The sequence below is a fragment of the Rhizobium sp. CC1099 genome (genome assembly GCF_029714385.1).
Classification (GTDB): Bacteria; Pseudomonadota; Alphaproteobacteria; order Rhizobiales; family Rhizobiaceae; genus Rhizobium.
In genome coordinates, this window is sequence record NZ_CP121641.1 from 557,300 (window position 1) to 581,225 (window position 23,926).

At 60.4% G+C, this 23,926-nt stretch carries 25 protein-coding genes; 16 read left to right on the forward strand and 9 right to left on the reverse strand.

Annotated elements, in window-relative coordinates; translation table 11 throughout:
• Position 1: 1 nt before the first annotated feature.
• The 9 genes from QA644_RS02730 (at position 2) to QA644_RS02770 (ending at position 7,637) form a co-directional block, all read left to right on the forward strand.
• Positions 2-1,900 carry a potassium transporter Kup gene (locus QA644_RS02730; protein ID WP_074066840.1) on the forward strand — a complete coding sequence of 633 codons (1,899 nt, stop codon included), beginning with the start codon at positions 2-4 and terminating at the stop codon, positions 1,898-1,900.
• Positions 1,901-2,047: 147 nt separating this feature from the next.
• Positions 2,048-3,226 (forward strand): cell wall hydrolase, encoded by a 1,179-nt coding sequence (locus tag QA644_RS02735; protein ID WP_283070980.1) that lies wholly within the window; start codon positions 2,048-2,050, stop codon positions 3,224-3,226.
• A 281-nt stretch (positions 3,227-3,507) separates the two neighbouring features.
• Complete coding sequence (locus tag QA644_RS02740; RefSeq protein ID WP_074066842.1) at positions 3,508-3,852, forward strand: AtpZ/AtpI family protein; 345 nt, start codon at positions 3,508-3,510, stop codon at positions 3,850-3,852.
• 70 nt (positions 3,853-3,922) lie between these two features.
• Positions 3,923-4,675 (forward strand): F0F1 ATP synthase subunit A, encoded by a 753-nt coding sequence (locus QA644_RS02745; RefSeq protein WP_283070981.1) that lies wholly within the window; start codon positions 3,923-3,925, stop codon positions 4,673-4,675.
• 68 nt (positions 4,676-4,743) lie between these two features.
• Entirely contained in the window at positions 4,744-4,971 is a 228-nt protein-coding gene (locus QA644_RS02750; RefSeq protein WP_027507791.1) for a F0F1 ATP synthase subunit C, read from the forward strand.
• A gap of 78 nt (positions 4,972-5,049) precedes the next feature.
• The gene (locus tag QA644_RS02755; RefSeq protein ID WP_039844133.1) at positions 5,050-5,691 is read left to right on the forward strand and encodes a F0F1 ATP synthase subunit B; all 642 of its coding nucleotides are present in this window, start codon (positions 5,050-5,052) and stop codon (positions 5,689-5,691) included.
• A gap of 3 nt (positions 5,692-5,694) precedes the next feature.
• Positions 5,695-6,180 (forward strand): F0F1 ATP synthase subunit B, encoded by a 486-nt coding sequence (locus QA644_RS02760; RefSeq protein WP_074066844.1) that lies wholly within the window; start codon positions 5,695-5,697, stop codon positions 6,178-6,180.
• Between the two features lie 80 nt (positions 6,181-6,260).
• The gene (locus QA644_RS02765; protein ID WP_283070985.1) at positions 6,261-7,016 is read left to right on the forward strand and encodes a phosphotransferase; all 756 of its coding nucleotides are present in this window, start codon (positions 6,261-6,263) and stop codon (positions 7,014-7,016) included.
• Between the two features lie 180 nt (positions 7,017-7,196).
• A complete protein-coding gene (locus tag QA644_RS02770; protein ID WP_283070986.1) occupies positions 7,197-7,637 on the forward strand; it encodes a DUF4168 domain-containing protein in 441 nt (146 codons plus the stop codon).
• A 131-nt stretch (positions 7,638-7,768) separates the two neighbouring features.
• Here QA644_RS02770 and QA644_RS02775 read toward each other — a convergent pair whose 3' ends face one another.
• Complete coding sequence (locus tag QA644_RS02775; RefSeq protein ID WP_074066846.1) at positions 7,769-8,461, reverse strand: ribonuclease HII; 693 nt, start codon at positions 8,459-8,461, stop codon at positions 7,769-7,771.
• A gap of 194 nt (positions 8,462-8,655) precedes the next feature.
• Entirely contained in the window at positions 8,656-9,813 is a 1,158-nt protein-coding gene (locus QA644_RS02780) for a PA0069 family radical SAM protein (protein WP_283070987.1), read from the reverse strand.
• A gap of 137 nt (positions 9,814-9,950) precedes the next feature.
• On the opposite strand from QA644_RS02780, the gene QA644_RS02785 reads away from it, so the two are divergent.
• Together QA644_RS02785 and QA644_RS02790 are read left to right on the forward strand one after the other, a co-directional pair.
• Positions 9,951-10,469, forward strand: a complete 519-nt coding sequence (locus QA644_RS02785) for a glycosyl transferase (protein WP_283072439.1) — start codon at positions 9,951-9,953, stop codon at positions 10,467-10,469.
• Between the two features lie 184 nt (positions 10,470-10,653).
• Positions 10,654-10,968: a hypothetical protein gene (locus tag QA644_RS02790; RefSeq protein ID WP_074066849.1), complete on the forward strand. Its 315-nt coding sequence runs from the start codon at positions 10,654-10,656 to the stop codon at positions 10,966-10,968.
• Between the two features lie 46 nt (positions 10,969-11,014).
• Here QA644_RS02790 and moaB read toward each other — a convergent pair whose 3' ends face one another.
• The 4 genes from moaB to QA644_RS02810 all read right to left on the reverse strand — a co-directional run bounded on the left by moaB (position 11,015) and on the right by QA644_RS02810 (position 15,440).
• The gene (gene moaB / locus QA644_RS02795; RefSeq protein WP_074066850.1) at positions 11,015-11,566 is read right to left on the reverse strand and encodes a molybdenum cofactor biosynthesis protein B; all 552 of its coding nucleotides are present in this window, start codon (positions 11,564-11,566) and stop codon (positions 11,015-11,017) included.
• A complete protein-coding gene (locus QA644_RS02800) occupies positions 11,566-12,453 on the reverse strand; it encodes a 4-(cytidine 5'-diphospho)-2-C-methyl-D-erythritol kinase (protein WP_074066851.1) in 888 nt (295 codons plus the stop codon). The genes moaB and QA644_RS02800 overlap by 1 nt, the downstream gene beginning before the upstream one ends.
• A 6-nt stretch (positions 12,454-12,459) precedes the next feature.
• Entirely contained in the window at positions 12,460-14,292 is a 1,833-nt protein-coding gene (locus QA644_RS02805; RefSeq protein ID WP_074070180.1) for a tetratricopeptide repeat protein, read from the reverse strand.
• A gap of 131 nt (positions 14,293-14,423) precedes the next feature.
• On the reverse strand, positions 14,424-15,440 hold the full coding sequence (locus tag QA644_RS02810; protein ID WP_074066852.1) for a polyprenyl synthetase family protein: 1,017 nt from the start codon (positions 15,438-15,440) through the stop codon (positions 14,424-14,426).
• 108 nt (positions 15,441-15,548) lie between these two features.
• Between QA644_RS02810 and QA644_RS02815 the strand changes: the two genes are divergently transcribed.
• Together QA644_RS02815 and QA644_RS02820 are read left to right on the forward strand one after the other, a co-directional pair.
• Positions 15,549-15,776, forward strand: a complete 228-nt coding sequence (locus QA644_RS02815; RefSeq protein WP_194729106.1) for a DUF2007 domain-containing protein — start codon at positions 15,549-15,551, stop codon at positions 15,774-15,776.
• Positions 15,777-15,783: 7 nt separating this feature from the next.
• On the forward strand, positions 15,784-16,575 hold the full coding sequence (locus tag QA644_RS02820) for a methyltransferase (RefSeq protein WP_283070988.1): 792 nt from the start codon (positions 15,784-15,786) through the stop codon (positions 16,573-16,575).
• Here QA644_RS02820 and QA644_RS02825 read toward each other — a convergent pair.
• On the reverse strand, positions 16,553-17,893 hold the full coding sequence (locus tag QA644_RS02825; RefSeq protein WP_092583473.1) for an Nramp family divalent metal transporter: 1,341 nt from the start codon (positions 17,891-17,893) through the stop codon (positions 16,553-16,555). The two genes, QA644_RS02820 and QA644_RS02825, sit on opposite strands and share 23 nt — an antisense overlap.
• Before the next feature lie 166 nt (positions 17,894-18,059).
• Between QA644_RS02825 and QA644_RS02830 the strand changes: the two genes are divergently transcribed.
• Complete coding sequence (locus QA644_RS02830; RefSeq protein WP_022716538.1) at positions 18,060-18,920, forward strand: S49 family peptidase; 861 nt, start codon at positions 18,060-18,062, stop codon at positions 18,918-18,920.
• Positions 18,921-18,939: 19 nt separating this feature from the next.
• Complete coding sequence (locus tag QA644_RS02835) at positions 18,940-19,131, forward strand: hypothetical protein (protein ID WP_194729108.1); 192 nt, start codon at positions 18,940-18,942, stop codon at positions 19,129-19,131.
• Positions 19,132-19,442: 311 nt separating this feature from the next.
• Here the strand turns inward: QA644_RS02835 and QA644_RS02840 are convergent, their stop codons facing one another.
• Positions 19,443-20,801: an IS5 family transposase gene (locus tag QA644_RS02840; protein ID WP_283068614.1), complete on the reverse strand. Its 1,359-nt coding sequence runs from the start codon at positions 20,799-20,801 to the stop codon at positions 19,443-19,445.
• A 206-nt stretch (positions 20,802-21,007) separates the two neighbouring features.
• Positions 21,008-22,366, reverse strand: coding sequence for an IS5 family transposase (locus QA644_RS02845; protein WP_283068614.1), 1,359 nt, complete (start codon positions 22,364-22,366; stop codon positions 21,008-21,010).
• A gap of 435 nt (positions 22,367-22,801) precedes the next feature.
• On the opposite strand from QA644_RS02845, the gene QA644_RS02850 reads away from it, so the two are divergent.
• A complete protein-coding gene (locus tag QA644_RS02850) occupies positions 22,802-23,761 on the forward strand; it encodes a glycine--tRNA ligase subunit alpha (RefSeq protein ID WP_022716535.1) in 960 nt (319 codons plus the stop codon).
• The last annotated feature ends 165 nt before the right edge of the window (positions 23,762-23,926 follow it).

Here is a 23,926-nt window from a genome sequence, read left to right on the forward strand (position 1 = left end):
TATGTCCGACGAAAGCCATTCACACGATCGCCACATGACGCCGCGCAAACTCTTCTATCTTACGCTCGGCTCCGTCGGCGTCGTCTATGGAGATATCGGTACCAGCCCGCTCTACGCATTCCGCGAAGCGCTGAAGCCGGTCGCGCACGATGGGATCACCCGTTTCGAGATCATCAGCCTTATCTCGCTGATGCTCTGGGCACTGACGATCATCGTCACCCTCAAATATGTCCTGCTGCTGCTGCGCGCCGATAACGAAGGCGAGGGCGGAACACTCTCCCTGCTTGCCCTGTTGATGAAGACGGCGAACGGGCACACCGCATTGCTGCTTACACTCGGCATGGCAGGTGCGGCTCTGTTCCTGGGCGATGCGATGATCACGCCGGCGCTGTCGGTTCTGTCTGCCGTTGAAGGCGTTAAGTTGATGGCCCCGAGCCTGTCGGCCTACATCGTGCCGATTTCGGCGGCCATTCTTGTCTTGCTGTTCGTTTTCCAATCGCACGGCACCGGCGCCATGGCCCGTTTTTTCGGACCGATCACCGCGCTCTGGTTCATCGTCATGGCGATTGCCGGCATTTCGCATATCTCCGACGACTACGGGATCTTGGCAGCCTTCAATCCGTATTATGCCGTCAGCTTCCTACTCCACGAGGGATTCTTCGGCATCGTTGTTCTGGGTGCGGTCTTCCTGACGGTGACCGGCGCCGAAGCGCTTTACGCCGACCTTGGCCATTTTGGCCGCCGCCCGATTCAGTGGGCCTGGTTCGCGCTGGTCTTCCCTTCGCTCGCGCTGAACTATCTCGGCCAGGGCGCACTCGTTCTCGGCAATCCGGAGGCGATGTCCGACCCCTTCTATCTCATGTTCCCGAAGTGGGCGCTGCCTTTTGCCGTCATACTGGCGACGGCTGCAACGATCATCGCCAGCCAGGCGGTCATTACCGGCGCCTTTTCGCTCGTGCGCCAGGGGATCAACCTCGGCTTCCTGCCGCGCATGGAGATCCTCTTCACATCGGAGACCAATACCGGGCAGATTTTCCTGCCGACGGTCAACACAGTGCTCTTCCTGGGCGTCATGTTCCTGGTCATCACGTTCCAGACGTCGGAAGCTCTTGCAACGGCTTACGGTATCTCGGTCACCGGCGCGATGGTCGTCACCACAATCATGGCCTTCGAATTCGTGCGGACGCGCTGGAACTGGTCGGCTTCGATCGCAACGATCGTTCTGTTGCCGCTGCTTGTGCTGGAACTGATCTTCCTCGGTGCCAACCTGCTCAAAATCCACGACGGCGGCTATATTCCGATCCTCATCGCCACCGCCTTCATCGTTGTCATGTGGACCTGGCGCCGCGGCACGGCGCTCCTCATGGAAAAGACCCGCCACACGGATATTCCGCTGCCTTCCTTTGTCAGTTCCATCGAGCGCAAGAGCGATCATTCGCCTGCCCATGTGCCGGGCACCGCGATTTTCCTCACCAGCGATCCTGAATCGGCCCCCGCAGCCCTGCTTCACAATCTAAAGCACAACCACGTCCTGCATGACCGCAACGTCATCCTGACGATCCGCACGGTCAACAAGCCGCGCGTTGCGAACTCCGAACGCTACAAGGTCGAGCAGGTTTCCGAGCGCTTCTCGCGTGTTGAACTGCTCTTCGGCTTCATGGAAACGCAGAACGTCTCCCAGGCGCTCGCAGCACTTAGAAAGACCGGGCTGAAGTTCGACATCATGACGACCTCCTTCTATCTCGGCCGGCGCAAGCTGGTGCCGGATGCGAAATCCGGAATGCCTTACTGGCAGGACCGGCTCTATATCGCGCTCGCCAACGCGGCAGCGAACCCCTCCGACTACTTCCGTCTTCCGGCGAACCGCGTAGTCGAACTCGGCTCGCACGTCATCATCTGACACGCTTTCCAAACAGTCTTCTCCCCGCGCGGGAGAAGACGAAAAACCGCTCACGGATGCATTCTGGGACACCGCATTAACCAAGCATCAAGGTTAATGGGTGATTTTCGTCTGACTGTTGAAGCGTCCCGTGTCCGGAGTCTGGCGTTGCGTCGAAATCGCGTTGTCCGCAGCAAGCTGCGTTTTCTCCCTCAGAGCTGGATTTCACCCGCCCTCTTCGGCATTTGCGGGTGGCTCGCATTCCCCACCATCGCATCGCATGCCGATCTCGCCGCCATGCTCGCCGGGCTTGATCAAAGCCGCGACAACTGGCGCATGGTGATGACAAATTCTCCGGCGGGCTCCATTCATCAGGCCGAACTCGCTTTCGCGGATCCGATCGTGACGGGAACGATCGCGGCCGGCGCGGGCATGGTTCTTCCCGATGGCCGCAAGGTTGCCTTTGTCGCGAAAGGCAAGGGCCACGAGGAAACGCCGGACGAAGAACGCGTCAACCGCGGTACCAAGAAAGGCCGCATCGTCGCCGTCGAGAAGATGCAGCCGCCGAAGGATTTCTCCGCCGGCTCCATTCTCCAGCGCACGCAGCTCCTTTTCCAACCGAGCTTCGACATCAAGGACAAGTCCGCCTTCGTGAAGCCGAAGATCATGGGCAAGGAAATCGAGATCGCCACCAATTTCTACAGGAAGCAGCCGGTCATGCCGGAACCCGGCGTTCCGGCGATGCTTGCAGGCCTCGTCACAAGCAACAAGGCCGACGTGCTGGCGACCGCCTATGCGCCGGCAACCCCGGACTACGCCCGTCAATCGCCCTTCGACTCGATCCTCGCCGATCAGGCAAATGACGGCCGCTTCGTTCCGCAGATCGGCGCGGGCGATCATGCATGGGCGGCGAGCATCCTGCCTGCCAGCGTGTTTTCGGCGCGCGAGCAGCAGTGCCTTGCATCCGGCATCTATTTCGAAGCTCGCGGCGAATCGGTAAAGGGGCAGGCCGCAGTCGCGCAGGTCATCCTCAACCGCGTCAGGAACCCGGCTTATCCGAAAACCATCTGCGGCGTCGTCTACCAGAACGAAGATTGGCGGAACCGCTGCCAGTTTTCCTTCGCCTGCGACAACATCCGCGATCGCGTGAACTCCGAAAATCACTGGCGCGTTGCCCGCGACGTCGCCATGGCGGTCACGGCCGGCAAGATCTGGCTTCCGCAAGTCGGCTCGGCTACACATTATCATGCCGTCTATGTCCGGCCGAAATGGGCAAGGACCATGGAAAAGGTCGGCCGCATCGGCCTGCACGTCTTCTACCGCACCTATGGCGGTGGCTGGAGCTGAGGAAAAGCCGGTCCGGCAGCGGATTTCCCCGCCGATCATCGGCTTCGAAAGCGGATTCTTTCGCTCGAATTTTCAAGGCGGTGTGAAATTCGGATCAAATCATTGATTCGGAACGATAATTTTATGGCTGGACATAAGCTTCCTACGCCTTGACTATGGTTTCCCCTAAAACTATGTTGCGCGCGACTTCAGAACGGGCCGAAAGGTTTTCAGACCTTGTGTCCGTTGTCCTGAAAACCGGGGTAGCGGGATCGCGGACAGCGGAAGACGAGGAGGAAGCCATGGCGGATGACCGCGAGGAAAGTCTTGAAAAGCGCCGTGCGCAGCTGGGAGCGAAGCTCAAAGCCAAGCGCATAGATGCGGGAGAGGACGAGGCGAACGAAGCCCGCGCCGAGGTAAGCCGCAAAGGCTATGCTGAGGCGATGAAGCTTTCGAGCGAGTTCATTTCCGCCATCGTCGTCGGTGCCCTTCTTGGCTATCTTTTGGACCGTTTTGTCGGCACGGCGCCTTGGGGGTTGATTGTTCTTCTGCTTCTCGGATTCTGTGCCGGTGTTTTGAACGTTCTTCGTGCTGCAGGCAAGGTTGCAAAACCGGAGCCTGGAGAGGCCGAAAACGGCAAGAAATAGGGCAGGGTGCCAGGCGCTTTGTCCAGTGTGATGATCCCGCAATCGCGGGCCAAAGAAGAGAGAACAAGCGGTGTCTAACGATCCGACCCATCAGTTCCTGATCCAGAAGATTGTGCCGATCGAAATCGGCGGAATTGATTTCTCGTTTACCAACGCTTCTCTCTTCATGGCGGCATCCGCTGCCGTTGCCGCAGGCTTCCTTTATTTCTCGACGTCAAACCGCGCGATCGTTCCCGGCCGCTCGCAGTCGGTCGCGGAAATGTCTTACGAATTCATCGCCGGAATGCTGAAGGAAGGCGCAGGAACCAAGGGGATGAAGTTCTTCCCGCTGGTCTTTTCGCTCTTCATGTTCGTGCTGACGGCAAACCTGCTTGGCATGTTCCCGTATTTCTTCACGGTGACGAGCCAGATCATCGTCACCTTGGCCTTGGCGCTGCTCGTCATCGGCACGGTTCTCGTCTACGGCTTCTATAAGCACGGCTTCCATTTCCTGAATGTCTTCGTGCCCTCGGGCGTGCCAGGCATTCTTCTGCCGCTGGTGGTGGCGATCGAGATCATCTCCTTCCTTTCCCGCCCCATTTCACTTTCTGTTCGTCTTTTCGCCAATATGCTCGCCGGTCACATCACGCTGAAGGTGTTCGCAGGCTTCGTCGCCTCGCTTGGAGCCCTCGGTGCAGTCGGTGTCGGCGGTGCCATTCTTCCCCTCATCATGACGGTCGCCCTGACCGGTCTCGAGTTCCTCGTCGCCTTCCTTCAGGCTTACGTCTTTGCGGTGCTGACTTGCATGTACCTCAACGACGCAGTTCACCCGGGTGGCCACTAAGGATACCGACATTGACGTCAAAGGGCGTCAGTCAATTCGCCGCAACAACCATTTCAAAGGAGTTCAACATGGAAGCGGAAGCAGCAAAGTTCATCGGTGCAGGTCTGGCTTGCTTTGGTATGGCCGGTACGGCTCTCGGCCTCGGCAACATCTTCGGCAACTACCTCGCCGGCGCTCTGCGCAACCCGTCTGCTGCTGACAGCCAGTTCGGCCGTCTGGTTTTCGGCTTCGCCGTTACGGAAGCTCTGGGCATCTTCTCGCTGCTCGTCGCTCTCCTTCTGCTCTTCGCCGTCTAATATCGGTGGATTGAGGGATCACGGCCTGCGACCAGCAAGCCGTGATCCTTTGTATTTGCAGTACACCTGGAGGTGAGCATGTTTTTTGTGACCCCGGCCTATGCTCAAGAAGCTCCGGCGGGAACGGCAGAACCGGGTGCAGCGCCCGCCACGGACCCGCATGCCGCTCCGGCGCCCGGCGAGGTCCATACCGAGACCGGCGTTCCCGGTGGCGAGCATGGCGGCGGTGTTTTCCCGCCTTTCGATTCGTCGACTTACGCATCCCAGCTTCTGTGGCTGGCGATCACCTTCGCCGTTTTCTTCTTGCTCATGCAAAAGGTCATTACGCCGCGAATCGGCGGTATCCTCGAGCAGCGCCATAAGCGCATCTCGCAGGATCTCGACGAGGCAAGCCGCCTGAAGGCGGAAGCCGATGCGGACGTTGCAGCCTATGAAGCTGAACTCGCTGCGGCCCGCGCCAAGTCGAACTCGATCGGCTCTGCCGCGCGCGACGCCGCAAAGGCCAAGGCCGAAGAAGATCGCCGCTCCGTCGAAGCGAGCCTCTCCGAGAAGCTGAAAGCTGCCGAGGGCCGCATCGCCGACATCAAGGCGAAGGCATTTGCAGACGTCGGCACGATTGCCGAGGAAACGGCCGCTGCCGTTATCGAACAGCTGATCGGTGGCACAACCGCCAAGACCGACGTTGCCGCTGCTGTCGCAGCCGCCAAGAAGGAGGCTTGATCGATGGAATTTGATGCAACTTTCTTCGCCTTTGTCGGCCTCGTCTTGTTCCTGGCCCTCGTCGTCTATCTGAAGGTTCCGGGCATGATGGCAAAGTCGCTCGACGACCGCGCCGACCAGATCCGCAACGAGCTGGCCGAAGCCAAGCGTCTGCGCGAAGAGGCTCAGCATCTGCTGGCCGAATACCAGCGCAAGCGCAAGGAAGCGGAAGCGGAGGCTGCGCATATCGTCGCCGCCGCCGAGCGCGAAGCCGAGATGCTGACTGCCGAGGCGAAGAAAAAGACGGAAGAGTTCGTCGCCAACCGCACGGCCCTTTCGGAACAGAAGATCAAGCAGGCGGAAGCCGATGCGATGAAAGCCGTCCGTTCGGCTGCCGTCGATCTGGCGATCACCGCGGCCGAAACGGTTCTCGCCAAGAAGGCCGACGGCAAGGTCCAGGCCGACCTCTTCAAGGGTGCCGTCGGCGAAGTGAAGACGCGCTTGAACTGAGCGTTCTTTCATGTTGATCTGGAAAGGCCCCGGCATCGGGGCTTTTTTTATTGGCGGCAGTGCGGCTGCCGGAGTTGCTGATGCTGAAGGAAGAGGCAGGTTCCGGACCGATCTTGCGTGACGGGCTTGTATGGCGCGCCACGCGTCCATGGACTGCGAATGTGCATTCTCTCTTTGGGCACCTGAAGCAGTGCGGCTTCCCTTCAGCGCCGCGATCTGCAGGCTATGATGAGAATTTCGAGCGCGTGACTTTTATTGAGGGCGAGTGCGGCGACCTCGATAGTGTCCAAATGCGCTTGGACACGGTACTGACTTCTGCGGCGCGATTGCTGCGCATCTACCACGATTGCTCGGCATCCTTTCAGGGGGCCGCTGAAGGCGCCTGGCAGCTTAAGCCGAAGCCGCCGTTTGAAGTCATCTGTCATGGCGATTTTGCACCGTACAACGTCGTCATGCGCGACGGCAAAGCGATAGGCATCATCGATTTCGAAGCGGCACATCCCGGTCCGAGGCTCTGGGATATCGCCTATGCTGTCTATCGATGGGCGCCGCTGTCGAGACATATCGCGGTAGAGAGCATTGTCACGATCGAAGAGCAGATCATCCGGGCGCGGGACTTCCTCGACGCTTACGGCTTGCCAGCCGATGAACGCGCCGCTTTGCCTGATCTTGTCATCGAGCGTTTGAAGGGGCTTGTCGCTTTCATGGAAGCGGAAGCGGCGCGGGGATCGGAAAAATACCGCAAGGATATAGACGAGGGCCATCATCGGCTTTTTCGCGATGACATCACATTCATCGGGATCAAATCGCGGCCGGACTCATGGCCACTTGATTGAGCCGGCAACAAGCCGAAGTGGTGAATCCTGCCACAAAGCCGCCGCTCGATGGTCGGCAGATCGCCTTCCTATTGCCGCACCGAAAACGTCTGAGAGTCACATTGTCGCCGGATCGTTCCTCAACCCTAACCGGCGGCCAAGGCAGTATGTCGCCGTCCACGCCACCACAGAGGAATGAATATGATCACTCGTTATACCCCTGTTGCATCGTTGACCGCTGCAGCTCTCAGCTTGATGTTTCTCGGCAACCCCGCGTCCGCACAGCAGGCAGCTCCAGCCCAGCAACCGGTTCCAGCGCAACCAGAAAGCAAAGGCGCGACCGCAGCCGTCAGCGATCAGAAAATCGAGGCCTTTGCGGTCGCCTATCTCCAGGTTGACCAGGTTAGGCAGGAATACTCGGCCAAGATCGGAGCCACACAGGACACGGCAGCGAAGCAACAGCTGCAGACTGAAGCCAGTAAGCAAATGGTTCAGGCCGTGGAAGCCTCTCCAGGCATCTCGCTAGATGAGTATAACTCAATTCTAACCGCCGCGCAGAACGATCCGGCGCTCGTCAAGAGAGTTCAGGAAAAGCTCCAGGAATCTGCGCCCGCGCAGCCGGCGCCCGCGAAGCAGCAGTAAGCCGTGCGCCGGGACTGCACTTCAAACTGGTGCTGTTTTGGTTCCATTGAAGCGGTCTGAATGACCGCTTCAATCATCACGTGCGAACGCGAGATGCTGCTTCGAGTTCGACAGGTCTGCAGCGGCAGCAGTTACTCTTCCAGCATTTCGTCCATCGTGGCGCCTTCGGTGCCGTTCTTCTTCAACGGCCGGAAGCTCATGCGGTGAAGCGAGCAGGGGCCATGCCGCTCGATGCGGGCGCGGTGCTGCGCCGTGCCATAACCCACATGCGCGGCAAAGCCGTAATCGGGGAAGACGGCATCTGCACGCGCCATCATCCGGTCGCGGGTCACCTTGGCAACGATAGAGGCGGCGGCGATCGAGACCGAGCGCGAATCGCCCTTGACCACCGCTTGGCCTGGGCACTCCAGCCCCGGCGGCACGTCGAGGCCATCGGTCAGCACATAGCTTGCAGGGATGGCAAGGCCGCAGATTGCCCGGCGCATGGCGTCGAGGCTCGCCTTGCGGATATCCGTGAGGTCGATGTGTGTGGAACTCGACGATGCGATGGACACCGTCGCGGTTGCGAGGATTTGGGCGAAAAGTTGTTCGCGCCGTTGCGCCGAGAGCTGCTTGGAATCGTTCAGCCCGTCCGGGATACGCCTGGGATCAAGAATGACGGCAGCGGCGACGACAGGTCCGGCCAGAGGGCCGCGCCCTGCCTCATCGGCGCCGGCGACCGGCCAGTGACCGGCCTTGCGTGCCTTCAGTTCCAGCTTGAAGTCCGGGACGAGCGGCACCTCTTCGAAAAGCAGAGGAGAATCGGGTGACGTGCGAGGTTTCATGCGGCTGAACCTCGCACGCCAACCCGATTTCCTGCAAGCCCCCGGATCAGGGCGGCGCACCGGGGGCTCAGGCCGCGAAACGGGCAGGGGAGCCGTTTGCGGCGGCAAGAGGCCAGGGCGGCGGCCTCCTGCGGGGTAACTCGTTATGGCATTCGCCGGGCGGCCTCAGGGAACCCCCGCGTGCGGACGGGCGGCTAAAGCAGCGAAAGCTGCACGCCGCTGCCATCCGGCGGCACGAAAAGATCGTCGCGAAGCGGCATGCTGCGCCTTGTCATGCCGAGCCGTTTCGTCGCCATCTCGAAGCGGCGGGCGAGCTGCCAGGCATAGGGGCCGGCGCCTTTCATGCGCTTGCCGAATTCGGCGTCGTAGTCCTTGCCGCCGCGCATCGAGCGGACCAGCGACATGACGTGCCGGTAGCGATCCGGATAGTTCTGCAACAGCCAGTCGCGGAAGAGCGGAGCGACTTCCAGCGGCAGGCGCAGGATCACGTAGCCCGCCTCCAGCGCACCGGCAACCTTTGCCGCGTCGAGAATGCGTTCCAGCTCGTGGTCGTTCAGCGCGGGGATCATCGGAGCGGCCATCACCGAGGTCGGGATGCCCGCCTCTGTCAGGGCCTGGATCGCCTCCAGCCGGCGCGGCGGCGTTGCGGCGCGCGGTTCCATCGCACGAGCGAGCTTGCGGTCGAGCGTGGTCACCGAAAGCGCGGCACGCACAAGGCTCTTGGCTGCCATCTCCTGCAGGATATCGATATCGCGCAGAATCAGCGCCGACTTGGTGACGATCGAGACCGGATGGTTCGCCTTGTTCAGCACTTCGAGGATCTGCCGCATGATACGCCATTCCTTCTCGATCGGCTGGTAGGGATCGGTATTGGTTCCGATGGCGATGACCCGCGGCTTGTAGCCGGGCTTCGCAAGCTCGCGCTCCAAAAGTTTGGCCGCATCCGGCTTGGCAAACAGCCTGGCTTCGAAATCGAGGCCCGCCGAAAGCCCCAGATAGGCGTGCGTCGGCCGGGCGAAGCAGTAGATGCAGCCGTGTTCGCAGCCGCGATAGGGATTGATCGAACGGTCGAACGGAACGTCCGGCGACTCGTTGCGGGTAATCGCCGTGCGCGGCTTTTCGATCTGCACTTCGGTCTTGAAGGGCGGCAGTTCTTCCAGCGTCTGCCAGGCGTCGTCGAAGGCCTCGCGGTGCATCGGCTCGAAGCGCCCGCTGGGGTTCAGTCCAGCTGCGCGGCCGCGGCGCCGGTCGCCCTCGATGCGAAGGCCGGAAGAGGCGATCAACACTTCGGCAACATCCGCCGTATTGGCAGGCGCAAACGCAGCCTGCCCTGCAAGGGACTGTTCGTTCATCCGATTCTCCCGCGACAAGGCCATTGCCTTCGTCCGTCTTGATGATTAAATTCCTATCGAGAAAAAGAGAACAATGCAAGAACAAAATGAGGAAAGTCACGCTGGCAAATTTTTGTGCGGCGCTTTATAAACAGGCAATGTTGACGGTTGTTCTGGAGTGCCAGGATCAGGAACCTGAGCTGGCGCAGACTTTATCGGTGCTGGTGGCGGGTGCAATCGAAGGGCTCGTAAGCGACGTGGTCGTGCTCGATCACGGCTCGCGCGATGGTACATCCAGAGTGGCGGACGCGGCTGGGTGCCGGTTCCATTCGCAATGGGATATCAAGGATATATTGCGCTCGGCCCGCGGCGAGTGGCTACTTTTTGTCGAACCTGGCGCCCGGCCGCAGACTGGTTGGATAGACGAGATCGCCGAATATGTCGCCCTCAACAAAGTCCCGGCGCGTTTCACCGCCTCGCGCGGATACAGGCGCCCGTTTTTCCAGCGTGTAGGCCGGTCGCTGCCGCCGCTGGAACTCGGCCTTCTCCTGTCGAAGAAACACGCGATTGCCGCCGCAAGAAGCGGAATGCGCCTTTCGGAATTTGCCAAGGGGCAGAAGCTGCGCAAGCTTTCCAGCGAGCTGATTCCCTCCTGGGTCGCCCGCGCCGCACGATAGCGCGCAAACTTTTCAGCACTCGCGCTAAAGATGGCGCCCGATACGATTTCGCGCTATAATTCAGCCATGGCGCCGCCCGAGCGCCCCGCTTCTTGGCGGCCGACCATGGAATGCCGACAGGCGGCAGAACAGGTCACAGCGGAAGTCTCCTCTTCTGCCGGGTTCCGGCGAAAGGAGGTGCGTCATGAAACGCAATATGATCCGCGGCCTGCTGGCCGTCATATTGACGACATTGGTGATCGCGCATCCGCATTCGGCAGCATCGCAGATGATGCGCAGTTGCGCAGGCCGATCCGAGGTCGTCAAGTTCCTGGACAAGAACTTTGCCGAAAAGCTCACCGCGGTCGGACTGATCAACCAGAACGCCATTCTTGAGGTCTATGCCGCCAAGAGCGGCACCTGGACACTCATCATAACGGATGTTCACGGCGTCAGCTGCTTCCTGCTGTCGGGTGACAGCTGGGAAACGATACCCACTTTGCCGGGCTTGGATACATAGCGAACGCAGGCTGCTGCAATGGCGCACCCGGGCAGCAGCGCGCCTTCTACTTCCCCACGCCGCGCTTCATGTGCTCGTCGAGCCGCGGCATGATCTCCACGAAATTGCAGGGCATGTGGCGGTAGTCAAGCTGCGCCTTCAAGATGCCGTCCCAGGCGTCCTTGCAGGCGCCGGGCGAGCCCGGGAGCACGAAGATGAAGGTAGCCTTGGCAACCCCTGCCGTTGCCCGCGATTGGATCGTCGATGTGCCGATCTTGTCGTAGGAGACGCGGTGGAAGACTGCCGAGAAGCCGTCCATGCGCTTTTCGAACAGCGGCTCCAGCGCCTCGGGCGTGACGTCGCGGCCGGTCAAGCCGGTGCCACCGGTGGTGATCACGACGTCGATGCCGTGAGTCTCCGTCCAGGCGTTGACCTGGGCTGCGATGGCCACCTTGTCGTCGCGCACGATGGCGCGGTCCATCAGCTTGTGGCCGGCCTCGGCGATCCGCGCCACAAGCGTGTCGCCGGATTTGTCGTTCTCCAGCGTGCGCGTGTCCGAAACCGTCAGCACGGCGATGCCGACGGGAATGAACGGCCGCTGTTCGTCGATACCTGTCATCACCTGTCTCCCGAAAGCGTTTCCGTCGCCTGGAAATACCAGTCCGGCCGTTCGCTGTGAAGCTTTGCCGCGGCCGCTCCGGCTGTTTCAATCGAGCCGAAGATGCCGAAACAGGTTGCGCCGGAGCCGGACATGCGGACAAGTCTTGCGCCTGCGCCCTTCAATGCGGCCGACACATCTTCGATCTCGGGAACAAGCTTGCGGGCAGGCGGCTCGAGATCGTTCCGGTTGGCCCCGATCGCCGCCAGCCAGTCGCTGCCTCGCAAGGCAAGCGGCGGGTTGTTCTTCGCCGTCAGCAGCCGGAATATCTCGGGCGTCGAGACCGCCTTCAGCGGATTGGCCAGCACGATCGCAAAAGAGGGCAAGGCAACGGGCTCGATCTGTTCGCCAATCCCGCGCGCAATCAGCGGCCGGTTCGCAAGGCACATGGGAACGTCGGCGCCAAGTCTGAGAGCGATCGCTGACAGCCTCCCGCCGGGCAGGCGGAGGCTCCAAAGCCGCATGAGGCCGCGAAGGGCGGCTGCCGCATCCGCGGAACCGCCGCCGATACCAGAGGCGATCGGAAGGTTCTTTTCGAGATGGATATGGACCGGCGGCGCATGGTCGCCCTGCGCCAACGCTGCCTGCCGAAGCATGTCGCGCGCCTTGAGCACCAGATTGCTGCGGGATTCGATGTCGAGAGCGGGGCCGAACCGTCCGCTGATCGTGAATTCGTCCGATGGCGAAGCGGCAAAGCCCAGCCTGTCGCCGTGGCCGGCAAAGGTCACCAGCATGTCCAGCAGATGATAGCCGTCGGCTTTCTGGCCCGTCACGTGCAGGGCAAGATTGATCTTAGCGAGAGCATCTTCGGTAACCGCAAAGCCGCCGCTCATGCCCGCATCAGGCATGGGTTGTCAGGACTTCTTGTCGGCCGGCGGCGGCGTAACAGGCACCGGATCCGGCTGCTTCTTGTCGGCCGCCTTGGCGTCGTCGTTGTCCGTCGTCAGACCGTTCGCGATCTTATTCTTGATTCTCGGAATCTCGGTCTCTTCCGGTGCCGAACTTAGCGCCCGGTTCCACTGATAAACGGCCTCGAGCTTGCGTCCGACGCGCCAGTAGGCGTCGCCCAGGTGGTCGTTGATCGTCGCATCACCGGCCTTGATCTCGGCGGCCTTTTCCAGTTCGGCAACGGCATCGTCGTAACGGTTCAGGCGGTAATAGGCCCAGCCGAGCGAGTCGATGATGTAGCCGTCGTCCGGACGAAGGTCGACGGCCTTCTTGATCATCGTCAGGCCCTCGTCGAGGTTGCGGTTCATGTCGATCCATGAATAGCCGAGATAGTTCAGAACCTGCGGCTGATCCGGATTGAGGTCGAGCGCCTTGCGGAAGTTCGGCTCGGCCTGGTCCCACTTCTTCAGGCGCTCATAGGCGATTCCGCGCTGGAAGAAGACGGTCCAGTCGGCGCGGCGCGGCAGCGGGCCGATCACCTCCACCGCCTTGTCGTAATTCGCCGCCATTTCCGCATAGTCCTTGGCGTCGGAAAGCACGCTGCCATAGGCGAGATAGGAGCGGACGTCCTTCGGGTCAGAAACGATCAGCGCCTTGAGGTGTTTGCGTGCCTCGTCGGTCTTGCCGCCCTGTGCCAGGGCAAGGCCGAGCTGAAGCTCCGAGATGCGTCGCATCGGCGAGTTTTCCGGCACGCGCCTGTAGAATTCGATGGCGCGGTCCGTCTGGTCCTGTTTTTCAGCAATGCCGCCGAGAAGGACCAGCGTATCGGCGCTGTTCGGGTCAAGCGTATTGGCCGTCTGCAGATAGAGCGAGACGATGTCTTCGGCGCCGTCGCGGTTCAACGCGCTGCCGATGGAGAAAAGCACGGCGGCAGCGCCCTGCGCGGCGTTGCGCACCTGCTGTTCCGGCTTTTCGCCCTTCTCGATGCTCTGGCGCAGCGCATTCAGCGGCGCATAGTTCGGCAGCATGTTGTCACCGACCGAGATCGCGTCGAGCGCCTTCTGCTTGTTGCCCTGGGATGCTTCGAGGCGGGCAAGCGCCATGACAGCGCGCATGAAGGTGTCGGGTGCGGTCGCGCCGCCATCCTTGTCCAGCACTGCATCGTTCAGATGTCTGCGCGCGGCCGCCACGTTGCCGGTTACGATCGCAATTGCGCCCGCATGATAGTTCTGGAAGATGCCGAACCATTCCGGGCCCTTCATCTTCTCGACCATCGAAAGAGCTTCCTTGTTGCGGCCGGCGCCGGCGCGCGCCCAGGCGAGCAAAAGGTCGTTCATCATGCGGTCGAGGTCGTTCGGGCCGTCATATTTCAGGATCGCTTCGGCGGTCTTGAACTCGCCGCGGCGCATCGCGTCCATGCTGCGCACGACGGTGGTGATGCGCTCGACGGAAGGATCCTTCTTCAGGTCGTTGGCATATTTCACGCCATCTTCGATATTGCCGTTCAAAAGCAGCGAGATCATCAGGCGCTGGCGGATCTCCGGGTTGCCCGGCTCGATCTGGAGGGCCTTCTTGTAGAGCTCGATCGCCGTCTTGTAGTCATGATCGACATCGGCCGTGCGGGCAGCGAGAAATGCGCCCGCAAAAGTACCGACCGTATCCGGGTCGAAGATCACGTTCTTGCTGGCATCGTCCGTCTTGGCCGCTTCTTCGGCATTCACGCCGCCAAGCGCGCCGAGCGAAATGACCGCTGCAAGGGCTGCGCTCGAAAGAAGACGGATGGCATATCTCTGCCGCATTAGAAAACCTTTCATCAGGGCAGCCGATTCATCCGGCGGCTGCGAAATCAGTTGAAAAGACTGATTCACAATAGGATGGCTTTTTTGAAGCGGCCCTGCAAGAAAATCAGCCCGCGATCAAGGACCTTTGATCAGTTGACCCGCTCGATGCAGAAATCGATCACTTCCATGAGGGCCGATTTCCAGGCCGTTTCGGGGAGCGGCGCCAGCGCGTCGCGGGCGATCGTGCCGTAATGAACGGCCCGCGAGATCGTGTCGTTCAGCGTGCCGTATTTGGTGATCAGGCCGAGGGCCTTTTCCAGGTTGGCATCGGTGCTGTTGTCGCCTTCGATCGCATCACGCCAAAAGGCGCGCTCGTCCTGGGTTCCGCGGCGATAGGCGAGGATGACGGGAAGGGTGATCTTGCCTTCGCGGAAGTCGTCGCCGACATTCTTGCCGAGATCGGCAGCCTTGCCGCCGTAATCCAGCGCGTCATCGACAAGCTGGAAGGCGAGGCCGAGATTCATGCCGTAGGATTTCAGCGCATTGCGGCCTGATTTGCCGGCGTCTGCGACGATCGGGCCGACTTCGGCAGCAGCGGCAAAGAGTGCTGCCGTCTTGGCCCGGATAACGGAAAGATAGTCGTCCTCCGTCGTCTCCATGTTCTTGGCGACCGAAAGCTGCAGCACTTCCCCTTCGGCAATGACGCAGGCGGCGGATGAAAGGACATCGAGCGCATCGAGTGAGCCGACATCCACCATCATGCGGAAGGCCTGGCCGAGCAGGAAATCGCCAACGAGAACGCTCGCCTGGTTGCCCCAGATCGTGCGCGCCGTTGATTTGCCGCGGCGTAGATCGCTTTCGTCGACGACGTCGTCATGCAGCAGCGTTGCCGTGTGCATGAACTCGACGCTGGTCGCGAGTTTGACATGGTTTTCGCCTCGATAGTCGAAGAGACAGGCCGATGCGAGCGTCAGCATCGGGCGCAGGCGCTTGCCGCCGGAAGAGATCAGGTGATTTGCGACCTCCGGAATCATCTGCACGTCGGAACCGGCCTTCGAAAGGATAAGCTGGTTGACCCGCTCCATGTCCGCCCGTGTCAAATCGACCAGCGGCTTGACGGATGCCAGTTTGTTTTTGCTTTCTTCAAGCGGTATGACCACGCCCAACGACCCGGACTCCTGTTCATTCTTTGGAATTGACAATAGAAAGGGGCGATTGAAGCGGCAAGGGGTGAATTGTCGCGCAACACAGAATTGAAAGGGAATTGACCGCAAATGCATGAACTTATCCGCGCCAATGACCCTGTTCTATTATCCTATGCGCAGAGTCTTCTGAAGGATGCGGGAATTCACAGCTTTGTCGCGGATCAGGATATGAGCATTCTCGAGGGCTCGCTCGGCATGCTGCCGCGCCGTCTGCTCGTCGAGGAGGAGCGAGCCGATCAGGCCCGCCGTATCCTGACGGATGCCGGTCTCGCCGGCGAATTGCGTATCGCGAAATAATGTGGCCATGAACGGCGCTTCCGACACGATCGATGCCTTCCATCGCGGCGGCTTTTTCATCGTCCAGCCGAAGGGCAGGGGGCACCGTTCGGGCATGGATGCCATGCTGCTCGCAGCACTCGTTGCCGATGACCGTGCGATCAAGGTTGCCGATCTTGGCGCCGGCGCCGGTGCCGCCGGACTGGCCGTGGTCTGCCGGCTGCAGAAGGCGCAGGCCGTGCTTTTCGAACGCTCTTCGGAAATGGCCGATTATGCCCGCCGAAGCATTGCCTTGCCGGAAAACGCCCATGTGGCAGGCCGCGTTTCGGTCGTCGAGGCGGATGTGACGCTCACGGCAAAGGCGCGCAACGACGCGGGCCTTGCCGACGAGGTCTTCCATCATGTCATCATGAACCCGCCTTTCAACGACGCGGCTGACCGGCGAACGCCGGATGCGCTGAAGGCTGAAGCCCATGCGATGACGGATGGTCTTTTCGAAAGGTGGCTTCGTACCGCGGGCGCGATCATGATCCCCGGCGGGCAATTGTCGCTGATTGCGCGGCCGGAATCGATCGCCGACATCATCACCGGCTGCGGCAGGCGCTTCGGCGGCATCGAGATTACCGCCATCCATCCGCGCAAAGGTGAGAATGCCGTCCGCATCCTGGTGACGGCGATCAAGGGGTCGCGGGCGCGGCTTTCATTGCGCGCACCCCTTATCATGCACGAAGAAGGAACGCATAAGTTCTCCCCCTTCGTCGACGATCTGAACAATGGCCGCGCGGCCTATGCAAGGCTTAGCCGGTCACGAAGTCGATAAGCAGCTTGATGTTCAATCCGGCGATCACGACTGCGATCACATAGGCAATAGTGCTCAGCCAGCGCGGCGCGACGAGCTCACCCATCTTCGCCTTGCTGGCGGTGAACATCACCAGCGGGAAGACGGCGAAGGAAAGCTGCAGGCTGAGCACGACCTGCGTCAGGATCAGCAATTGTGCCGTGCCCTGGTTGCCGTACCAGATCGTCACGATCGCCGCCGGCACGATTGCGATGGCGCGGGTGATCAGACGGCGCACCCATGGCTGAAGCTTGATCTTCAAGAAGCCTTCCATGACGATCTGGCCCGCAAGCGTTGCCGTCACGGTCGAATTCAGGCCGCAACAGAGCAGGGCGATGCCGAAAAGCGTGGGTGCGATCGCAAGCCCGAGCAGCGGTGACAGCAGCGAGTGCGCCTCGCCGAGTTCGACGATGTCCGTCCGGCCGTGGGCGTTGAATGCGGCTGCGGCCAGGATCAGGATCGAGGCGTTGATCAACAGCGCAAAGCAGAGCGCAAAGGTCGAGTCGATCGTCGCATAGGTCAGCGCTTCCCGCTTTTCCGGCACGGTGTGCCCGTAGGCGCGGGTCTGCACGATGCCGGAATGCAGATAGAGATTATGTGGCATGACCGTCGCGCCGAGAATGCCGAGCGCCAGATAGAGCATTTCCGGGTTGCTGACGATTTCCGTCGTCGGGAAGAAGCCCGTGATGACGGCGCCCCACTGCGGGTCGGCGAGGAAGATCTGTACGCCGAAGCACAGCGCAATGACGCCGAGAAGCGTGATGATGAACGCTTCGATCCAGCGGAAGCCGAGCTTTTGCAGATAGAGGATAAGGAAAACGTCGAGCGCCGTAATCAGCACGCCGAGTTCCAGCGGAACGCCGAAGATCAGGTTGAGGCCGATTGCCGTGCCGATCACCTCGGCAATGTCCGTCGCGATGATTGCGATTTCCGCAAAGGCCCAGAGCGGTACGGAAACGAATTTCGGGAAGGCGTCCCGGCAGGCCTGCGCCAGATCGCGGCCAGAAGCAATGGCAAGCCGGGCGCAAAGCGATTGCAGCACGATCGCCATGAGGTTCGAAAGCAGCGCCACAGTCAGCAGCGCGTAGCCGAATTTCGAGCCGCCGGCGAGCGAGGTCGCCCAGTTTCCGGGATCCATATAGCCGACCGCGACCATGTAGCCAGGGCCGGCAAAGGCGGCAATCCGCCGGAGTTTCGATCCCGGGCGGCCTGTGCCGATCGTGCGATAAACGTCTGAAAGCGAGGCTTCTTCGCGGTCGTGCCGCCAGCCGCCTTTTGGAGTACGATTCAAAACATCCATATGATTACCGCTTTTGGGACCAATGCCCCGCACTATGCCCGATTAGAATGATAATGCAAGTCATTCGCAAAATGAAAAATCGGATGCATGTTGGGAAGGTGGCCCATTGCGTTTGCTGCTCCATTGCATACATGGATTGCGATGCCGAGAGCGAGAAGGATTTGAAATGGCCGGATTTTTGAGAAAACTAGTACCGAAGCGTTTCCGCAAGGAAGGGGTGATCATCCCGGTCGTCAGGCTTCAGGGCGCAATCATGAGCGGCGGTGGCCAGTTCCGCCCGATACTCAATCTCGCCAATGTCGCACCGGTGCTGGAAAAGGCCTTCTCTGACAAGGAAGCTCCCGCTGTCGCCATTGCCGTCAATTCGCCGGGCGGTTCGCCCGTTCAGTCGCGGCTCATCTTCACGCGCATCCGGGAGCTTGCCCGTGAGAAGCAGAAGAAGGTGCTGGTCTTCGTCGAGGATGTGGCGGCCTCCGGCGGCTACATGATCGCGCTTGCCGGCGATGAAATCATTGCCGACCCGACCTCTATCGTCGGTTCGATCGGCGTCGTTTCCGGTGGCTTCGGCTTCCCCGAACTCCTCAAGAAGATCGGCGTCGAGCGCCGCGTCTATACGGCCGGCGAAAATAAGGTCATCCTCGATCCCTTCCAGCCTGAAAAAGAGAAGGACATCGAATATCTGAAGACACTTCAGCTCGAGATCCACGAGGTCTTCATCACCATGGTGCGCGAACGCCGCGCCGGCAGACTGAAGGATGACGAAACCGTCTTTTCCGGCCTGTTCTGGAGCGGCACGCGCGGGCTCGAACTCGGCCTCGTCGACAGCCTCGGCGACATGCGCCAGGAACTGAAAAGGCGCTACGGCCCGAAGACCAGACTGCAGCTCGTCACCGCCGCCCGCAGTCTCTTCGGCCGGCGGATTCCCGGTGTCTCGCCCGTCTCGATTGATGGCTTGGCATCAGGTCTCGCGACGGGACTTGTCGAAGCGGCGGAAGAAAAGGCATTGTGGAGCCGCTACGGACTGTGAGAGGAGAAGAAAAAGGGAGATGGCGCAGCTTATAACAATCATAATCCTGGTCGGTGCTGCCTGGTGGCTCTACCGCCGCTTCATCTCCGATGCCAAGCGCCTGCAGGAAAAATCCCGCCGTGCCGAGAAGGAGCGTCAGACCGGCGCCGTCGGCACGCTTGTCAAGGATCCGGTGACCGGCGAATACCGCGTGAAGCGGGATGATGAATGATGGTGACCGCTGAAGAACGCTGAAGAACGCGAGCAGGCTCTCGAATGAATAGGCGCTTTCCGGCTGCAAGTGCCGGCCGACTACTAGTTCGGTCGCGACAAGGCGAGTTCTCGCAATAGAGCGTGCTTAACCCCGCTCGACAGCGAAGCAATAACCGCTTTATCTGAAGCCGGAATTGCCCGGAGCCCGGGGTGAGCGTCGTTTCTTATGGTTCGATATGGGAAAGTCGTGTTCGCCTGCGCTCTCCGCAGGTCGGAATAGTTTGACTTTAAATTGCCGATATTAAGCAGTCGATCGTGAAGAACTCGTTTTCAGGCAGGGAGATACCGCTTTGGTCGGCTCTGGAACGGGAAGAGTAGTGCGGCTAACAGACACAAAAGCTGCCTGAACCATCGCAGCAGGAGGGAGAAGTTGTATCCGGCGGCCGCCAGAACGGCATTGACGGCATCACCCTGTTCGCCAGCGAAATAATTCCGCTCCATTCTGTGTTCGCTCTTGAGGTGTCCGATGACGGGCTCGACCGCCGATCGTCGCCGCATCTGGCGTTTGATGGCGGGCGTGAGGCGGCGCTTCTGGCCGCTGGTGAAGACCCTCAGCTTGTGACTTTCGGGAGCATTATGGCCGCGGTATCCAGCATCGGCCAGAATGCGGGAGAGCTCGTTGCCGATCATCTTTTCCATATCCGGAATGACGGTCGCGAGCGTGTGGCCGTCGTAGGGATTGCCGGGCAGCGCCGTCGCGTGCAGCGCGAACTGCCCGCCCTTTGAACGGTTCAGTGTTGTGGCCACGGACACCTTCACCCCGAACTCATAGGGCTTGTGCGCCTTGCCTTTACCAATGCACTCGACCTCGTCGGCATGCAGGCTGTAGATCTTGCGGCCATGCTGACGTTGCCGCTGTTCCATGACCGTTTTTGCCTGATAGACCGGCCATTTGAAGATCGCGTCGAGTTGTTCGTCGCCCGCGATCTGACGCTCGATGTCGCGAACGGTCCGACCGAGATAGGTCTTCAACTTGCGCAGCGCCTTGCCAGCCCGTTTGAATTGCTTCGCATGAGCATAGCGCTGATGCTGGATCAGGGCGAATTTACCGAGCCGAACATAGGTCTGGCGCAGGTCGAGCCCCATTTTCTTCGCCAGCCGCACCAGCCGTTCGCGCGCCCGGTGAATAAGCTTGGCATCCGTCGGGAACATGACGTTCTTCGGTTGAACGGTCGTGTCCACGATCACTTGCCGCGTATCCTGTGGCTTCATCGCGCCTGTCTTGACTGCCACTGCCAGGCTCTCCTGCAAGAGCGCGGCGATCCGCTCCTCGCCCATGCGCTGCCGCCAGCGCGTCATCGAGGAGCGGTCGAACGATAGTTCGTGCCGGAAGAACTCCTCGCCGCACAGGTACTGAAAATAGGGGTTCTCCACCCAGCGCTCGCACAGGGCCTCGTCCGACAGGTTGAACGTGTGCTTGAGAATGGCCAGCCCCGCCATGAGCCGCGTCGGCAATGGCGGCATGCCCGCTCCGTCCGAATAGACATCACCAAAACGGGCTTCCAGCACTGACCAGTCAATGGCCTGCGCCAGACGCACCAGTTCGTGCTTCATGTTGATGATCTGGTCGAGCCGGGATCGGAATAGATCCTGTTCACCCGTTTCGCGCCGTTCACGTGGTTTGCCCATGCCTGGCTCTCCGATTCACCGCGATAACCCAGTGAATCACGCTTCGCCAGCCAGGGAAACCTCAAACTGATTTTGCAAGGAAACAGCCTGTTCGGCGGCTGTTTCCTGCAACTATAAGATCTGCAGATCATTCAATTCTTACGTCAAATCAGCGGCTTCCGAGTTCTTCACGGCCGACTAAGCAGTCGATCGTGAAGAACTCGTTTTCAGGCAGGGAGATACCGCTTTGGTCGGCTCTGGAACGGGAAGAGTAGTGCGGCTAACAGACACAAAAGCTGCCTGAACCATCGCAGCAGGAGGGAGAAGTTGTATCCGGCGGCCGCCAGAACGGCATTGACGGCATCACCCTGTTCGCCAGCGAAATAATTCCGCTCCATTCTGTGTTCGCTCTTGAGGTGTCCGATGACGGGCTCGACCGCCGATCGTCGCCGCATCTGGCGTTTGATGGCGGGCGTGAGGCGGCGCTTCTGGCCGCTGGTGAAGACCCTCAGCTTGTGACTTTCGGGAGCATTATGGCCGCGGTATCCAGCATCGGCCAGAATGCGGGAGAGCTCGTTGCCGATCATCTTTTCCATATCCGGAATGACGGTCGCGAGCGTGTGGCCGTCGTAGGGATTGCCGGGCAGCGCCGTCGCGTGCAGCGCGAACTGCCCGCCCTTTGAACGGTTCAGTGTTGTGGCCACGGACACCTTCACCCCGAACTCATAGGGCTTGTGCGCCTTGCCTTTACCAATGCACTCGACCTCGTCGGCATGCAGGCTGTAGATCTTGCGGCCATGCTGACGTTGCCGCTGTTCCATGACCGTTTTTGCCTGATAGACCGGCCATTTGAAGATCGCGTCGAGTTGTTCGTCGCCCGCGATCTGACGCTCGATGTCGCGAACGGTCCGACCGAGATAGGTCTTCAACTTGCGCAGCGCCTTGCCAGCCCGTTTGAATTGCTTCGCATGAGCATAGCGCTGATGCTGGATCAGGGCGAATTTACCGAGCCGAACATAGGTCTGGCGCAGGTCGAGCCCCATTTTCTTCGCCAGCCGCACCAGCCGTTCGCGCGCCCGGTGAATAAGCTTGGCATCCGTCGGGAACATGACGTTCTTCGGTTGAACGGTCGTGTCCACGATCACTTGCCGCGTATCCTGTGGCTTCATCGCGCCTGTCTTGACTGCCACTGCCAGGCTCTCCTGCAAGAGCGCGGCGATCCGCTCCTCGCCCATGCGCTGCCGCCAGCGCGTCATCGAGGAGCGGTCGAACGATAGTTCGTGCCGGAAGAACTCCTCGCCGCACAGGTACTGAAAATAGGGGTTCTCCACCCAGCGCTCGCACAGGGCCTCGTCCGACAGGTTGAACGTGTGCTTGAGAATGGCCAGCCCCGCCATGAGCCGCGTCGGCAATGGCGGCATGCCCGCTCCGTCCGAATAGACATCACCAAAACGGGCTTCCAGCACTGACCAGTCAATGGCCTGCGCCAGACGCACCAGTTCGTGCTTCATGTTGATGATCTGGTCGAGCCGGGATCGGAATAGATCCTGTTCACCCGTTTCGCGCCGTTCACGTGGTTTGCCCATGCCTGGCTCTCCGATTCACCGCGATAACCCAGTGAATCACGCTTCGCCAGCCAGGGAAACCTCAAACTGATTTTGCAAGGAAACAGCCTGTTCGGCGGCTGTTTCCTGCAACTATAAGATCTGCAGATCATTCAATTCTTACGTCAAATCAGCGGCTTCCGAGTTCTTCACGGCCGACTAAGCAGATCGGCCATTGACCTGCTCCTCAAGCCGCATCCGGGCGATACCCTCGCCAATGACATCGGATGCGCTTGGAAAACGCCCGTTCTCGACGAGCTCTTCTGCAACGCGTAAATCCTTATGAGACAAGGTGACCGTTGTCTTGACGTTCGTGGAACTCCTTCCAAAACATGGTCCGATCATGCGTTATGTATTGACCCTTGTCCTCTCCCATGGCACCTGTCCGGCAAAATACGCAACCGGTGGCTTGTCTCCATGTCTGCATCGATTCCCGACCATATGAACCCAAAGCGCTCGTTCCAGGCGCTGATCCTGACGCTTCATAACTACTGGGCGGACAAGGGTTGTGCGGTTCTGCAGCCCTATGACATGGAGGTCGGCGCCGGTACGTTCCATCCGGCGACCACGCTGCGCGCGCTCGGCCCGAAGCCGTGGAAGGCTGCCTATGTCCAGCCGTCGCGCCGTCCGTCGGACGGCCGCTACGGTGAAAACCCAAACCGCCTGCAGCATTATTACCAGTATCAGGTCATCCTGAAACCGAACCCGCCGAACCTCCAGGAGCTTTACCTCGGCTCGCTGGCGGCGATCGGCCTCGATCCGCTGCTGCACGACATCCGGTTCGTCGAAGACGACTGGGAAAGCCCGACGCTGGGCGCCTGGGGGCTGGGCTGGGAGTGTTGGTGCGACGGCATGGAAGTCTCGCAGTTCACTTACTTCCAGCAGGTCTGCGGCATCGAATGCGCGCCGGTTGCCGGCGAACTGACCTATGGCCTCGAGCGTCTGGCGATGTATGTGCAGGGCGTCGACAACGTCTACGACCTGAACTTCAACGGCCGCGAAGGTGACGAAAAGATCAGCTACGGCGAAGTCTTCCTGCAGGCCGAACAGGAATACTCACGCCACAACTTCGAATTCGCCAATACCGAGATGCTGCATCGCCATTTCATCGATGCGGAGAAGGAGTGCCAGGCGCTTCTCGCCGCCGGTGCGCCGAGCGACAATGCCAATCAGCTGCTGCACAAGTGCGTATTTCCGGCCTATGACCAGTGCATCAAGGCAAGCCACGTCTTCAACCTCTTGGATGCACGCGGGGTGATCTCGGTCACCGAGCGTCAGAGCTATATCCTTCGGGTGCGCACGCTCGCCAAGGCTTGCGGTGAAGCCTTCCTTTTGACGGATGCCGGCGGCATGAATATCGCCAGGGCCGCCGCCTGAGAATGCCGCTTAGCGGCGGTGGTTGGACCGTACGACGACGCGCCGTGGCGCCGGCCGTGGGGTCTTTCGGAAGACGACAAGAGATGCGATCGCCGACAGGCTCAATAGGAAGATTGCTGCGCTCATTGTCTGATTATTTCCTCGTCATGAGTTGCGAGTGCGCCG